A 14,041-nucleotide genomic window follows, 5' to 3' on the forward strand; every position below is an offset into this window, starting at 1 on the left:
GGGATCCTCTGCACGCGACAGCAGTCGGGAGAACCGGCAGCACGGTACGCGCGTGCAGCGGGTGTTGCCGGGCTTTCACCTGACGCTTGGCTACACGCTGGTCTATCTTGCCCTTATCGTTCTCGTGCCGCTGTCCGCGGTGTTCCTGCGCACATTCAGCCTGACATGGGATGAGTTTGTCGCTGTCGCGTTCTCGCAGCGCGCGCTCGCCGCCTATCGACTGAGCTTCGGGGCGGCACTGTTCGCGGGTGTGCTCAATGCGGTGTTCGGCCTGCTGCTGGCCTGGGTGCTGGTACGCTACCGCTTCCCCGGCAAACGCATTGTCGATGCGATCATCGACCTGCCGTTCGCGCTGCCGACGGCGGTGGCAGGCATCGCCTTCACGGCGCTTTATGCCGGCAACGGCTGGTTCGGCCAGTATCTTGAGCCTATGGGCATCAAGATTGCCTTCACGCCGATCGGGGTCGTTGTGGCGCTGATCTTCGTCGGGCTGCCGTTCGTCGTTCGCACGGTTCAGCCGGTGCTGCAGGACCTGAACACAGAGGTCGAGGAAGCGGCAGCGACGCTTGGCGCCACACGCATCACAGCTTTTCGCCGCGTAATCCTGCCGGCCATCCTGCCCGCGCTGTCAACAGGCTTCGCCATGGCATTCGCGCGCGCCGTCGGGGAATATGGATCCGTGATCTTCATCGCCGGCAACATGCCGATGAAATCGGAAATCGCGCCGCTGCTGATCATCGTGCAGCTCGAGCAATTCAACTACGCAGGCGCAACCTCAATTGCGACTGTGATGCTGGTCGCCTCCTTCCTCCTGCTGCTGGTGATCAACCTGCTGCAGGCGTGGGGCCGGGCGCGAGGAGCCTGAGCATGACCCCCGCTATCACCGAGACCCGTCTGATCCGCTGGAGCCTGACCGCAACGGCGATCCTGTTTCTCGTGATGTTTGTGGTCATGCCGCTGCTCAGTGTGTTTGTGGAGGCCCTGCGGCAGGGCTTCGGCGCCTATCTGGAAGGCGTTCTGGAGCCGGATGCGATCGCAGCGGTAAAGCTGACCCTGCTTGTCGCGGCAATCTCCGTCCCGCTCAACCTGCTCTTCGGCCTGATGGCGGCATGGGCCATCGCCAAGTTCGACTTCCCGGCAAGAGCCTGCTCATCACCCTGGTCGACCTTCCCTTCTCCGTCTCTCCCGTCGTCAGCGGGCTGATCTACGTGCTGGTCTACGGTGCACACGGCTGGTTCGGGCCCTGGCTGCAAGAGCACAATATCGAGATTATTTTCGCCGTTCCCGGGCTGGTGCTGGCCACCACCTTCGTCACCTTCCCGTTTGTCGCACGCGAGTTGATTCCGCTGATGCAGGAGCAGGGCAACGATGCCGAAGAAGCTGCGCTGTCGCTTGGCGCATCCGGCCTGCAGACCTTCTGGCGCGTGACCTTGCCCAACATCAAGTGGGGCCTGCTCTATGGCGTCTTGCTCTGCAATGCCCGCGCGATGGGCGAGTTCGGCGCGGTCTCCGTGGTCTCCGGCCACATTCGCGGCGAGACCAACACGGCACCGCTGCACGTCGAGGTGCTGTACAACGAATATAACTTCGTCGCTGCGTTCGCTGTCGCCTCGCTTCTGGCGACGCTGGCCTTGGTGACACTGCTGCTGAAGAGCCTGCTGGAATGGCGGCATGCCGACGAGCTCGCCGCGAACCGCCGCCACTGACAGGGAGAGTGCGATGCAGATCAGACTCCAGAACATCTCCAGGAATTCGGCAGCGCCGCTGCCCTGCACGATGTCTCGGTCGATATTGCGTCCGGCGAACTGGTGGCGCTGCTCGGACCGTCCGGGTCCGGCAAGACCACCCTGTTGCGCATCGTCGCCGGCCTGGAATTTCCGAGCAACGGACGCATCCTGTTCAACGGCGAGGACACAAGCAGCTGGCCCGTGCAGCGGCGGCGCGTTGGCTTCGTGTTCCAGCATTACGCCTTGTTCAAGCATATGACGGTGGCGGACAATATCGGCTTTGGACTTTCCATTCTCCCGCGTGGCCAGCGGCCGGGCAAGGCCCAGATCGCTGACAAGGTCGAGAAGCTGCTGCACCTGATCCAGCTTGAAGGCTATGGTGGACGCTACCCTCCCAACTGTCCGGCGGGCAGCGCCAGCGGATCGCGCTTGCCCGGGCTCTCGCCATTGACCCTTCCGTACTGCTACTCGATGAACCGTTCGGTGCGCTTGATGCCAGGGTGCGCAAGGATCTGCGCAAGTGGCTGCGCAGCATCCACGACGAAACCGGCCTGACCACGCTGTTCGTCACCCACGACCAGGATGAGGCGCTGGAACTTGCGGACCGCCTCGTCGTGCTGAGCAAGGGCCGGATCGAGCAGGTCGGCACTGCTGAGACCGTCTTCGACAGCCCGGAAACGCCGTTCGTGCATGATTTCATCGGGGAGACGAACCGCCTGAGAGCCACCGTCGACGGCGAACGCTTCCGCGTCGGAACCCTTGAAGTCCCGGACCCCAGCCACGGCCTGCCGAACGGACGGGCCTTGCTTTCGTGCGGCCGCAGCATGTTGCGGTCCTGCCCCATGGCAGCGGCCACGGCTCGGCGACAGTCGCGGGGATACGCAGGAGCGGCGCGCGCTACCGCATCGAAGCGCAGATTTACGGCCACGATACCGGGGTCGAAATAGAACTGCCGTCGATCGAGGGGATTACGCTCGGCCAGGAGATCGGCCTGCATCTGCAGAAATGGCAGCTGTTTCCGCAGGCGGCGTAAGACAACCCTCCCGAAGAGAAGTCTGGTGCCGCAGAAGGGATTCGAACCCCGACCTACGCATTACGAATGCGTTGCTCTACCAGCTGAGCTACTGCGGCCCGGAAAACGCCGCCACGCCTTATCAATCCTGTTCTGCGAACACAAGGAAGATGCGCAATCCGGCAACACGCCCTGTCCGGACGCTCGTCGCTCATGCTTGCCGCTTGATTTCAATTAAGGCTTTACGTTAACGTTTTTAACAGTGTCACAGGGCGCGCGCATGGAAAATCACGATTCGGCGAAGCCTGAGGCCTTGACGGATACCCGCCTGGCGGACCTCGCCGCCGTATCCGATGCCCGCTTCCATTCGCTGGCCTACATGGTCGAGCAGGCGGTGATCGTCACCGACGCCAACAACATCGTGCGCTTTGCCAATCCGGCGGCGGACCAGTTGTTCGAATGCGCGCCCGGCCGCATGCGCGGGCCGTTTCCGCTGCCCATGCGCTCCACCAAGTCCGGCGTGGTCGAGGTCGCGCTGCCGTCCGGCCGGCTGGCGCGGCTCAGCACGCAGATCAGCGCCACGGTATGGGACGGGGGCATCGGCTGGCTCGGCACATTCCGCGAGGTCGCCAAGGAGCTGCCGGACGCCCGTGCGATCGAGGACACGCTGCAATCGATGCGTGCGCGCTTCCTCGCGCACCTGAGCCATGAGATGCGCACGCCGCTCAACAGCATCATCGGCTTCACCGAGGCGATGATGCTGGAGCTGTTCGGCCCGCTCGGGTCGGCGCGCTACAGCGACTATGCCCGCACCGTGCTCGGCGAGGCGGAGCGGCTGCTGCAACTGACCAACGACCTGCTCGACCTCTCGCGCGCCGAAAGCGCCGATCTGCGGATCGAGGAGAGCGTGTTCGACCTCGCCGAAGTGATCCTCGAACTCGCCCCGAGCGCACGCACGCTCAGCCGCGGCGGCAAGGCGCAGCTTTCGTTCGGTACGGTCGAGCCGGTGCTGCTGCGCGCAGACCGGGACAAGATCCGCGCTGTGCTGGCGCATCTGGTCGGCAACAGTCTGGCCTTCACGCCGGCCACCGGCTCCGTGACCATCTCCGCGCAACTGACCAGCGAGCGCCGGCTGGTCATCCGCGTGATCGACACCGGGCGCGGCTTCGATGCCGACCAGCTGGCGCAGGCGTTCCGGCCGTTCCCGCGCGTGCTCTCGGCCGAGCTTGCCGATCCGCAGGCCGGCATCGGCGTCGGGCTGGCGCTGGTCCGCCGCTACATCGAACTTCACGGCGGTGCAGTGCGCATCGAGTCCGAGCCGGGGCAAGGCACCACCGTCATCTGCATGCTGCCCCGGATCGCGTGGCGCTCAATGTGCCGGCCCAGCCGACCGCGCACTAGAGCGGTTTTCGATCTGACGGAATCAGATCGCCGCTCTAGCTTATTGTTTTGCCGCGATTTCTTAACAAGCAGATGAGCCCATCTGCCTGGAAATCGCTCTAGGGTCAGGACTGTCCTGACACGAGTGCCCTGAAGCTGAAATCCGTTACATCCAATATCAGGCGCGGTTGGATTTCAGATTCGAGAACGACACGAGCAAGATATTGTTTCTCGTGTCGTTTTCAGAATCGAAGTTCGCTTGATCGCCCGATATCATGGTGGAGCGAACTTCGATTCCACGACACGAGATGTGGAGGCTCAACAGGTTGTTCATCGGCTGATTGAGGCGACTGATGGGTGACATGGATTGTAGGCTGCCGTGAGGACCCCACCATGCTTGATACCGACAACCTGACCGCTGAGCGCCTGACCTTCGTCACCCACCTTGAATGCGCGATGACCGGCGAACGGTTCGAGGCGGACCGCCTGCACGGGTTGTCGCGGGTCGGCCGTCCGCTGCTGGTCCGCTACGACCTGGAGGGCGTCGCCCGCCACCTGACGCGCGATGCGCTTGCCGCCCGCCCGGCTGATCTCTGGCGCTACCGTGAGCTGCTGCCGGTGCGCCGGTCCGCGAATATCGTCAGTCTGGGGAGGCGCGCACGCCAATGATCCCGCTTGAGACGCTGGCGCAGGAGCACGGGGCCGCGGCGCTCTGGGTAAGGACGAAGGCCGGCTGCCCACCGCCAGCTTCAAGGCGCGCGGCCTGGTGATGGCGATCTCGATGGCCAAGGAACTGGGCGTGACCGCGATCGCCATGCCGACCAACGGCAACGCCGGGGCAGCGGCGGCGGCCTATGCCGCGCGCGCCGGCATCGCTGCGCACATTTTCTGCCCGGACGACACGCCGGAGATCAACGTGCGCGAAATCGCGGCGCAGGGCCCGCGTCTACCGGGTCAACGGGCTGATCGACGACTGCGGCAAGCTGGTCGCCGCCGGCTGCAAGGCGAACGGCTGGTTCGACCTGTCGACGCTCAAGGAGCCCTATCGCATCGAGGGCAAGAAGACGATGGGACTGGAACTCGCCGAGCAACTGGGCTGGGACGTGCCGGATGTGATCGTCTACCCGACGGGCGGCGGCACCGGCCTCATCGGCATGTGGAAAGCGTTCGGCGAACTGGCGGCGCTCGGGCTGATCGGCCCGAAACGCCCGCGCATGATCGCGGTGCAGGCGAGCGGTTGCGCCCCGATGGTGCGCGCGTTCGAGGCCGGCGAACGCCATGCCGTGCGCTGGGAAAACGCCGCGACCATCGCCGCCGGCATCCGGGTGCCGCAGGCGGTCGGCGACTTCCTGATCCTCGACGCGGTGCGCGAGAGCGGCGGGTTCGCCATTGCGGTCGACGATGCGGCGATTGCGCAGGCCGTCGAGGCGGTCGCGGCGCGCGAGGGTCTGTTGCTGTGCCCTGAAGGCGGCGCGACCTACGCCGCCTACCTCCAGGCGCTCGGCGACGGACGCATCCGCCCGGACGAGCGCACCGTCCTGTTCAACTGCGCCAGCGGGCTGAAATACCCCTGCCTGACCGCGCGCGCGCGCTCGACCGCCACGCCACGATCGACTGGGCGGCGCTGGCCTGACCCTCAACGCGTGGCGGCACGAGAGGTGCGGCCCGTCACGCCATGAGATGCTGGCCGCCATCGACGGGGATGACGGTGCCGGTGATGCGTCGCGCGGCATCGCTGACCAGAAACGCCGCCAGCGCCCCGACATCCTCGATGTCCACCAGATGCCGCTCCGGCGCCTGTGCGGCGGCACGATGCAGCAGGTCGTCGAAGCGGTCGATGCCGCTGGCTGCGCGGGTCGCGATCGGCCCCGGCGAAATGGCGTGCGCGCGAATGCCCTTCGGCCCCAGTTCGGCCGCGATATAGCGGGTCGCGCTTTCCAGCGCCGCCTTGACCGGGCCCATGAGGTTATAGTGCTCGACCACCCGCTCTGACCCGTAGAAGGTGACCGTCAGCAGGCAGCCGCCGGAGGGCATCAACGGCTCGGCCAGCCGCGCCATGCGCAGGAAGGAGTGACAGGAGACGTCCATTGCGACGCCGAAGCCCTCCGCCGAACAGTCGACAACCCGGCCGTGCAGGTCCTCGCGCGGGGCAAAGGCGATCGAATGCAGCAGGAAATCCAGCCCGCCCCATTGCCGCCGGATATCCTCAAACAGGGCCTCCAGACTGCCGGGCGCGCGTACGTCCAGTTCTGCCAGCCACTCGATCCCGACGGCATCGGCCACTGGCTGCACGAACGGCAGCGCCTTCTCGTTGAGGTAAGTGGCGACCAGGCGGGCGCCGCAAGCGGCAAAAGCCCGGGCACAGCCGGCGGCGATGCTGTGATTGTTGGCGATGCCGACGACGAGGCCGCGCTTGCCGGCCAAATCCACGAGCGGAGTCATGCTGGTTCTTCCTGCCGTTTGGAGACGATCGCCAGCGTCTGCTCGGCGATCATGCGTTCTTCGTCGGTCGGGATCACCCGTACGGCGACGCCACTGCCCGGCGCGCTGATGACGGGCGCGCCGGCGGCATTGGCCGCAGGATCAAGCCGCACGCCGAGCCAGCCGAGGCGCGCGCACACGGCGGCGCGGATTGAAGGGGCGTTCTCGCCGATGCCCGCTGTGAACACCAGGCCGTCGAGCCCTTCCAGCGCCGAGGTCAGCGCGCCGATGTCCCGCGCGATGCGGTAGACATACAGGTCGATCGCCTCGCGGGCCTCCGGCGCGTCGCTCGCCTGCAGTTCGCGCATGTCGCTGGACAGCCCGGATACACCGAGCAAGCCGCATTCATGATAGAGCAGATGCTCGACCGCAGCAGGGTCCATGCCCTTCTCCCGCAGCAGATAGAGCACCACCCGGGATCAAGCGACCCGCAGCGTGTGCCCATCATCAACCCGTCGAGCGCGGTGAAGCCCATGGTCGTATCAAGGCTGCGGCCGTCGCGAACGGCGCACAGGCTGGCGCCGTTGCCAAGATGCGCGATGATGACCCGGCCGGCCGCAAGCGTGGGGTCGAGGGCGTGCAGCCGCCGGCTGACAAAGTCGTAGGAAAGGCCATGGAAACCGTAGCGCCGCACGCCGGCCTGCGTCAGCGCGCGCGGCAACGCGAACCGGGTTGCGACATCGGGCTGACGGCGATGAAAGGCGGTGTCGAAGCAGGCGACCTGCGGCAGGCCGGGCTGGATCGCCTGACAGGCATGGATTGCGGCCAGGTTGTGCGGCTGATGCAGAGGCGCAAGCGGCGACAGCGCCGCCAGATCGTCAAGCAGCGCCGGCGTCACCAGCGCCGGCGCGTGAAATCGCGTGCCGCCATGGACCACCCGGTGCCCGACGGCCAGCAACGCGCCGCCTGCCAGGTCCGCCGCGATCCAGTCCATCAGCATGCGCAGCGCGCCGTCGTGGCCGAACGCCGCGCCTTCGGGCCAGCGCTGCTCCGCCAGCGTTGCGCCGTCGCCAGCCTTCGCAAGGAAGTGCGGGTGCACGCCGATGCCCTCGACCTGTCCATGCGCCTCCAGCGCCAGCGCGTCTGCGGGGCCGACCCGGTACAGGGAGAACTTGATGCTGGAAGACCCGGCGTTGAGACAGAGCAGCATGCGCGCCACCGGTCGGCCTTAAGCCTTCGGCGCCGCGGGTACTCCGGGGCTCGCCTGGGTGGAACGATGGGCGAGCAGCACCCCGACCGCACAGGACGCCAGCCGCGTGCGCTGGCTGTCCGCGCGGCTGGTGAGGATGATCGGCACCCGTGCGCCGAGCACGATACCCGCGGCATCCGCGCTGCCGAGGAAGGTCAACTGCTTGGCCAGAATGTTGCCGGCCTCGAGGTTCGGCACCATCAGGATATCCGGCGTGCCGGCGACCGCAGAAACGATCCCCTTCTCCCGGGCGGCGTCCGCGCTGATGGCGTTGTCGAACGCCAGAGGGCCGTCGAGCACACCGCCCTTGATCTGGCCGCGATCCGCCATCTTGCACAGGGCTGCGGCGTCGAGCGTCGAGCGCATCTTCGGGTTGACCGTTTCGACCGCCGAGAGAATCGCAACCTTGGGCTGTGCTATTCCCATCGTCAGCGCCAGATCGATGGCGTTGCGGATGATATCCGCCTTGTCCTCGAGCGTCGGCTCGATGTTGATGGCCGCATCCGTGATGAGCAGCGGTTTTGGGTATTCCGGCACGTCCATCACATAAACGTGGCTCAGGCGCCGTTCCGTGCGCAGGCCGGTTGGGGCGACCACGGCCGACATCAACTCGTCGGTGTGCAACGAGCCTTTCATCAGCAGTTGCGCCTCGCCGTTGCGGGCGAGCGCCACCGCGGCTTCCGCGGCCGCGTGGCTGTGCGGCGCGGCCACGAGCCTGAAGGGCGCAATATCGATCCCGGCCTCGGCCGCCGTCGCACGGATCTTCGCTTCCGGCCCGACGAGGATCGGCGCGATCAGCCCGGCCTGTGCAGCCTCGACGGCGGCGCTGAGCGCGGCGACGCTGCACGGGTGGGCGATCGCGGTCGGCACGGGCTCGCCGCCGGATGCCTGGTCCATCAACTGGCGATAGCGGTCATGGCGCGTCAGCCGGACCTCCGGCAGCAGCATGCGCGGGCGCGAGACCTTCTCCGTCGGCGCGCGCACTTCGGCCTGCCCGGTGATGACCTGCTCGCCGTTCTGATTGACGCACACGCAGTCCAGGACGACGATGTGATGATCTGGCCGCTTCTCGACCACCGTCACGGTCGATGTGATGGTGTCGCCGACCCCGACCGGGCCGGAACTTCAGGCTCTGGCTCAGGTAGATGGTCCCTGGCCCCGGCAGTTCGGTGCCCAGCACGCTGGAGATGAGGCCGCCGCCCCACATGCCGTGCGCGATAATCTTGCGGAACATATCGTTGGCGGCGAAGGCTTCGTCGAGGTGCGCCGGATTCACATCGCCTGAAACCAGGGCGAACAGCTCGATATCCTCCTGCTGCAGGGTCCTGCTGATGCTGGCGGACTGGCCGACGACGATCTCGTCGAACGTCCGGTTTTCGATCATGGTGTCCGTCACGGGCGGGGTCATGGCTCAGCGCTCCAGCACATAGGTTCCAGGGGCATCGGCAAGCGGCTTGCGGGTTCGGCCGCCGATGGGCGGCGGCGGGCCGAGCGGTCCGGCGCGCTCCGCGAGCCAGGCGGTCCAGGCCAGCCACCAGGAGCCTTCATGCTCGGCTGCCGTGTGGCACCATTCCTCCGGACCGCGGTACACGGCTCCCGGCGTGCGGCGGTCGATGCGGAAATGCCGGCGCGGATGCCCCGGCTCGCTGACGATGCCGGCATTGTGGCCGCCGCTGGTGAGCAGGAAGGTGATCTCGCCGGGATTGAGCAGATGGATCTTGTAGACCGAGCGCCAGGGCGACACATGATCCGTCTCCGTGCCGACGACGAACAGCGGTGCATGAATGTCGCTGACCGTCACTGGCCGGCCTTCAACGATGAAGCGCCCTCGGCCAGGTCGTTGCGCTGGAACATGCTGCGCAGATATTCCGTGTGCATACGGGCTGGCATACGGGTTGCGTCTGCGTTCCAGGCCATCAGATCACTGCTGTGTTCTTCCTCGCCCAGCCAGTAGCGGCGCACGAGGCGCGACCAGATGAGATCGCGCGACCGCAGCATCTGGAAGGCGGCTCCCATCTGGTGACCCTCCAGATAGCCGCTGCAGGTCATGGTTGCCTCCAGCACAGACAACTGGCCCTCAGTGATAAACAGCCGCAGTTCTCCGGCTTCGGAGAAATCCGTCTGCGCGGCCAGCAGCGTCAGCGAGGCGAGCCGCTCGTCCCCGTCCCGCGCCATCGTCGCGGCGGCGACCGTCAGCAGCGTGCCGCCGAGGCAGTAGCCGCACCCATGCACCCGGCTGGCACCAGTCACTTGCGTGACGACGTCCAGTGCCGCCATCACGCCCTCCCGGCGGTAATCGTCGAAGCCGGTCTCGGCCATTTCCGCGTTTGGATTGCGCCAGGAAATGCAGAACACCGTGAAACCCTGCCCGACAAGATAACGAATGAGGCTGTTCTCGGGGAGAGGTCGAGAATGTAGTATTTCATGATCCAGGCCGGCACGATCAGAATAGGCTCGGCATGCACCTCGGGCGTGCTTGGGCTGTATTGGATCAGCTCCAGCAGCGTGTTGCGGAAAATCACCTTGCCGGGGGTGATGGCCAGCTCCCGCCCCGGACTGAAGCCCTCGGCCTCCTGTGCTGGGGCGGCCTGCCCCGCGAATGCGTCCCGCAGGAGATGCTCCAGGCCAGCAACCAGGTTCTGCCCGCCCGACTCGAGAGTGCGCTCCAGAATTTCCGGATTGGCGAACGGCAGGTTCGAAGGCGACAGGCAATCCAGCCACTGACGCACCGAAAAACGCACCATGCGCGCATTCTCCGGGGCGACGCCGGGCATGGTTCGGGTCGCATGGTTCATCCAGCGCTGAGCCTGCAGAAAATCCTGCACCATGAGAGAATAGGGAAACCGCCCCCATGCCGGGTGCTGAAAGCGCTGGTCGCCCCGCTCGGGGTCAGGCGCGAGTCCGGATCGACGGCTGCCACCATCAGCTCCAACCAGCGGCTGCCCGCCTCTATCACCAGTTCGCTGCTGCGGAACGGCGAGTTCGCCAGATGGCTGCACCAGTCCGACCATGCCCGCCACCAGGACAAGGGCGAGATGCCGCCGGTCCATCGCCCCTGCAGGCCATGATACCACTGGTCGAGCGAGTCCGCGATCGTGATCGCATCGCCGGGTTCAGCGGACCCGTTGCCCGCGGGCAGTGCGCAGTGCGCGCCCGCGCCACCTTGCGTTGCGGCCTCCAGGGCCACTAGGGAATGATGGCTCATGATAGATGGTCTCCAAAGCTAGTCTGCAAGTTCGGCGCGGCATCGGTGCTGCAATTATCCGCCGGTTCCATGACAATTTCGCGCAGGGCTTCCATGTAATGCAGATAGTCGGCGCTGCCGTCTGCCGAGGCATTGAGGTTGCGCCACAGGCTGGCGACATCGAGAAACATTGCGCGGGCCGCATCGCGGCTGTCAAACCGCCAGGGCTTGTCGATCACCGCCAACAGCAGCGCGATCATCGCCTGCTGCCGCGCCGGCGGTGTCGAGGCGTCGACGGGGTCCATGGCGTTTTGTTGCAGGAAAACCGTGTCGATCAGGTCCGCCTCGAGCAGAAGGATATAATCCGCCAATGTAATGCCCTCTTCCCCGGTCACCTGGACAAGCTGGCGCACGCGGTCTCCGGCGCGCACGCAGTCCATGAGCCGGCGTATCCTGCTGGACCAGCCAGCGCCATGCGCCGCCTCGAACCAGGCGTCGAGCTGCGCGGGATAGCGCGACCAGGAAATCAGCGGATCGATCGCTGGATAGGCCCGACGGTAAGCGCGCTCCGATGACAGCCCGAGGAAACACTTGACCGTGCCGAGGGTTGCCTGGGTGACCGGCTCCTCCAGGTTGCCGCCAGCCGGCGACACCGTTCCGATCATGGTGAGCGAGCCGGTTGCGCCGCCAGCCGTGCGCACCTCGCCGCCGCGCTCGTACAGCGCCTTGATCGAGGAATCGAGATAGGCGGGAAAGCCCTCGTCGCCGGGGATTTCCTCCATGAAGCCGGAGGTCTCGCGCAGCGCCTGCGCCCAGCGGGAGGTCGAGTCCGCAAGCAGCAACACCTGCAGCCCGAGTTGACGATAATATTCGCCGATGGTCGCACCTAGATGAATGGACGATTCGCGCGCCGAAACCGGCATGGCCGAGGTGTTGCAGACGATGACGGTACGCTCCATCAGCGACCTGCCGGTGCGTGGATCGGTCAGTTCCGGGAAGGTCCGCAGCGTCTCGGTGACTTCGCCGGCCCGTTCCCCGCAAGCGACAATCACCACCACATCAGCCTCCGCATAGCGGGCGATGAGATTGAGCAGCACGGTCTTGCCCGCGCCGAACGGGCCGGGGATACACGCCGTGCCGCCGCGCGCAATCGGGAAGAAGCTGTCGATCAGCCGGATGCCGGTGGTCAACGGATGCTGCGGAAACAACCGCTCGCAACGCCCTGCGCGAACTAGGCTCTCGGCGAGTGGCCGGCGGATCGGCCAGCGCTGGTGCAGATCGACAGCAAGCGCAGCGCCATCCGGCCGCCTCAGCACGGCAATGGGCGCGCCGCCATCCACCATGCCGTCGGCGATCCAGTCCACTACCGCTGCGCCAGCCATGTCGAAGCGGGCGACGATCGGGTGGTTGACCGGGCCTTCCTGAACGTGGCCCAGGAGATCGCCCGCCTGCACCAGCGCGCCCTGCCGGCAGGCCGGCGCAAACGGCCAGCGTAGTGCGCTGTCGACTGCTGGCACGCGGTTTCCGCGCAACAGGAACGCCCCGTGTTGTCGATGCAGATCCACGAGCGGGTTCTGCAGGCCGTCGAACACGCGGCCCAGCAGGCCCGGCCCGAGGGTCGCGGACAACAGTTCCCCGGTCAGCTCGACCGGGTCGCCGACCCGCACGCCGCGCGAGTCCTCGAAGAGCTGTAGATCGGCGAACCCGCTGCGCACCCGCAACACCTCACCTTGCAGACGCTCGCCCGCGACATGGACGTAAGCGACCTCGTTGCGCCGGGCGGTCGCGTCGCCAAGGTGAATGCGCACGAGGCTTTCGCGCACGCCGGCGACCCGACCCGCCATGGAGGTGTTCGCCGTCATGCCGCCTCCACCCGTTCATGCACATCCGCCGCCAGGGCGTGCAGCCGGGTGCGCGCCCTGACTCCGTCGCCGGCGAACCACTGGTTTGCGATATCCCAACGGCAAACGACGATCAGCACCGCCTCGATGTCGAAGGCGTGATCGTTGGCCAGGGCGTCGAGCCGCCGCCAGAGGCGCTCCAGCCGCAGACGCTCGAGCGCGATCGCATCGCCGCTTTCCAGAAGCTGCTGCGCCAGAGACAGCCAGGCCGGAACATGGGCCGGCATGGCGACCGCGCGCCCCAGCCGCTGCGCCCGCGCCAGCGCGAAGCCGTGACGAATGTCGTCCTGCTCGGCGATGATCGCGGCGGCGGTGCGTCGCAGGGCGATATCCTGCGGGGTATCGCGGCGAACTCCTGCCGCCAGGGCCATAACCGGCGGCGCACCTGCGCCAGCAAAGCCTGATCCGGTGCCGACAGCAGCGCCAACCGTTGCGCCAATTGCGCCTGGCCGATGGGGAGCGCCTTGATGCGGTCGAAATGCGGCAAGTGCGGCAGGCTCGCCAGCAGGAAATGATAGTTCATGCTCCGGTTTCTCCAGTCGCCGGCGGCACGGCGGCGCTGTCGAGCAGCGCCCGGAAACGCGGGGAGATCTGCCGGGCGAGCCAGGCGGCGATGGTCGCATCGCTCAGCTCGACTGAAACGGCACCGCCGTCCCGGTACAGGGTGACGCCGGCCGCACCCGCTATCGGAATGAGTGTCACGCCCTGCGACGCCAGCTCGTTCACCAGGCCCGCGACGAGCGCATCGCCTTGTATGCCGGCCTCGATCGTCGCAGCGCTTCCGGTCAGAGCCATGGCCGCAAGCCGCGCCAGGTCCGCAACCAGCACCGGATCGAGAAGCGCCTGGCCGACATGCCGCGCCAACCGCTCTTCGAGCATGGTGCGGACGGCCTCCCGCGTTTTCAACAGCGTGTCCCGCGCCGCCAGCCGCAGGGCGGCGGCCGCTGCGCGCTGCAATTCCTCGGCCTGCGCTTGCGCACTGGCGATCACGGCGTCCCGCTCAGCCTGCGCGCCCGCCACCAGAGCCGCCGCCTGACGTCGCGCATCCTCCAGCAGGCGCTCGGCCTCGGCACGGCCGGCATCGACGCCATCCTGATGCAGGCGACGGATGAGCTCGTCCACCCCGGCCGAGAGCGGTTGCGACCCGGTCATGCCGCCGCCCCGGGC

At 66.7% G+C, this 14,041-nt stretch carries 13 protein-coding genes, 1 tRNA gene and 4 pseudogenes; 7 read left to right on the forward strand and 11 right to left on the reverse strand.

Annotated features, from left to right (window positions below):
• Positions 1 to 52 precede the first annotated feature (52 nt).
• The 5 genes and pseudogenes from cysT to E6W36_RS18070 all read left to right on the forward strand — a co-directional run bounded on the left by cysT (position 53) and on the right by E6W36_RS18070 (position 2,674).
• Complete coding sequence (gene cysT / locus E6W36_RS05120) at positions 53 to 865, forward strand: sulfate ABC transporter permease subunit CysT (protein WP_222873942.1); 813 nt, start codon at positions 53 to 55, stop codon at positions 863 to 865.
• A 2-nt stretch (positions 866 to 867) separates the two neighbouring features.
• Positions 868 to 1,203: an ABC transporter permease gene (locus tag E6W36_RS23015; RefSeq protein ID WP_246048155.1), complete on the forward strand. Its 336-nt coding sequence runs from the start codon at positions 868 to 870 to the stop codon at positions 1,201 to 1,203.
• Positions 1,110 to 1,706: a sulfate ABC transporter permease gene (locus tag E6W36_RS05125; RefSeq protein WP_246048156.1), complete on the forward strand. Its 597-nt coding sequence runs from the start codon at positions 1,110 to 1,112 to the stop codon at positions 1,704 to 1,706. The genes E6W36_RS23015 and E6W36_RS05125 overlap by 94 nt, the downstream gene beginning before the upstream one ends.
• 102 nt (positions 1,707 to 1,808) lie before the next feature.
• Positions 1,809 to 2,042 (forward strand): annotated as a pseudogene (locus E6W36_RS18065) (ATP-binding cassette domain-containing protein); the annotation flags it as partial.
• Between the two features lie 185 nt (positions 2,043 to 2,227).
• Positions 2,228 to 2,674, forward strand: a complete 447-nt coding sequence (locus E6W36_RS18070) for an ATP-binding cassette domain-containing protein (RefSeq protein ID WP_246048433.1) — start codon at positions 2,228 to 2,230, stop codon at positions 2,672 to 2,674.
• Between the two features lie 109 nt (positions 2,675 to 2,783).
• Here the strand turns inward: E6W36_RS18070 and E6W36_RS05135 are convergent.
• A tRNA-Thr gene (locus E6W36_RS05135) sits at positions 2,784 to 2,858 on the reverse strand.
• Between the two features lie 194 nt (positions 2,859 to 3,052).
• Here E6W36_RS05135 and E6W36_RS05140 point away from each other — a divergent pair.
• Positions 3,053 to 4,216, forward strand: coding sequence for a sensor histidine kinase (locus E6W36_RS05140; protein WP_222873943.1), 1,164 nt, complete (start codon positions 3,053 to 3,055; stop codon positions 4,214 to 4,216).
• A gap of 296 nt (positions 4,217 to 4,512) precedes the next feature.
• Positions 4,513 to 5,752: pseudogene (locus E6W36_RS05145) on the forward strand (threonine synthase).
• Positions 5,753 to 5,787: 35 nt separating this feature from the next.
• On the opposite strand, the gene fabI reads toward E6W36_RS05145, so the two are convergent.
• From fabI to E6W36_RS05180, 10 genes and pseudogenes are all read right to left on the reverse strand, one after another.
• Positions 5,788 to 6,561: an enoyl-ACP reductase FabI gene (fabI, locus tag E6W36_RS05150; protein WP_222873944.1), complete on the reverse strand. Its 774-nt coding sequence runs from the start codon at positions 6,559 to 6,561 to the stop codon at positions 5,788 to 5,790.
• A pseudogene (locus E6W36_RS23020) lies at positions 6,558 to 7,750 on the reverse strand (acetate/propionate family kinase). The gene fabI and the pseudogene E6W36_RS23020 overlap by 4 nt, the downstream one beginning before the upstream one ends.
• Before the next feature lie 18 nt (positions 7,751 to 7,768).
• Positions 7,769 to 9,197, reverse strand: a pseudogene (locus tag E6W36_RS05160) (bifunctional enoyl-CoA hydratase/phosphate acetyltransferase).
• Between the two features lie 3 nt (positions 9,198 to 9,200).
• Positions 9,201 to 9,590, reverse strand: coding sequence for a hypothetical protein (locus E6W36_RS18080; protein ID WP_246048158.1), 390 nt, complete (start codon positions 9,588 to 9,590; stop codon positions 9,201 to 9,203).
• A complete protein-coding gene (locus tag E6W36_RS18085) occupies positions 9,587 to 10,144 on the reverse strand; it encodes a hypothetical protein (protein WP_246048159.1) in 558 nt (185 codons plus the stop codon). The genes E6W36_RS18080 and E6W36_RS18085 overlap by 4 nt, the downstream gene beginning before the upstream one ends.
• Positions 10,066 to 10,617: a hypothetical protein gene (locus E6W36_RS18090; protein ID WP_246048160.1), complete on the reverse strand. Its 552-nt coding sequence runs from the start codon at positions 10,615 to 10,617 to the stop codon at positions 10,066 to 10,068. Before E6W36_RS18090 ends, E6W36_RS18085 begins: the two co-directional genes overlap by 79 nt.
• Entirely contained in the window at positions 10,581 to 10,994 is a 414-nt protein-coding gene (locus E6W36_RS18095; RefSeq protein WP_246048161.1) for a poly-beta-hydroxybutyrate polymerase N-terminal domain-containing protein, read from the reverse strand. The genes E6W36_RS18090 and E6W36_RS18095 overlap by 37 nt, the downstream gene beginning before the upstream one ends.
• On the reverse strand, positions 10,991 to 12,835 hold the full coding sequence (locus tag E6W36_RS05170) for a V-type ATP synthase subunit A (protein ID WP_222873945.1): 1,845 nt from the start codon (positions 12,833 to 12,835) through the stop codon (positions 10,991 to 10,993). Before E6W36_RS05170 ends, E6W36_RS18095 begins: the two co-directional genes overlap by 4 nt.
• Positions 12,832 to 13,245, reverse strand: coding sequence for a hypothetical protein (locus E6W36_RS05175; RefSeq protein ID WP_222873946.1), 414 nt, complete (start codon positions 13,243 to 13,245; stop codon positions 12,832 to 12,834). The genes E6W36_RS05170 and E6W36_RS05175 overlap by 4 nt, the downstream gene beginning before the upstream one ends.
• 148 nt (positions 13,246 to 13,393) lie before the next feature.
• Positions 13,394 to 14,026 carry a hypothetical protein gene (locus E6W36_RS05180; protein ID WP_222873947.1) on the reverse strand — a complete coding sequence of 211 codons (633 nt, stop codon included), beginning with the start codon at positions 14,024 to 14,026 and terminating at the stop codon, positions 13,394 to 13,396.
• Positions 14,027 to 14,041 lie beyond the last annotated feature (15 nt).

The sequence above is a fragment of the Hankyongella ginsenosidimutans genome (assembly GCF_005144965.1).
GTDB classification, from domain to species: domain Bacteria; phylum Pseudomonadota; class Alphaproteobacteria; order Sphingomonadales; family Sphingomonadaceae; genus Hankyongella; species Hankyongella ginsenosidimutans.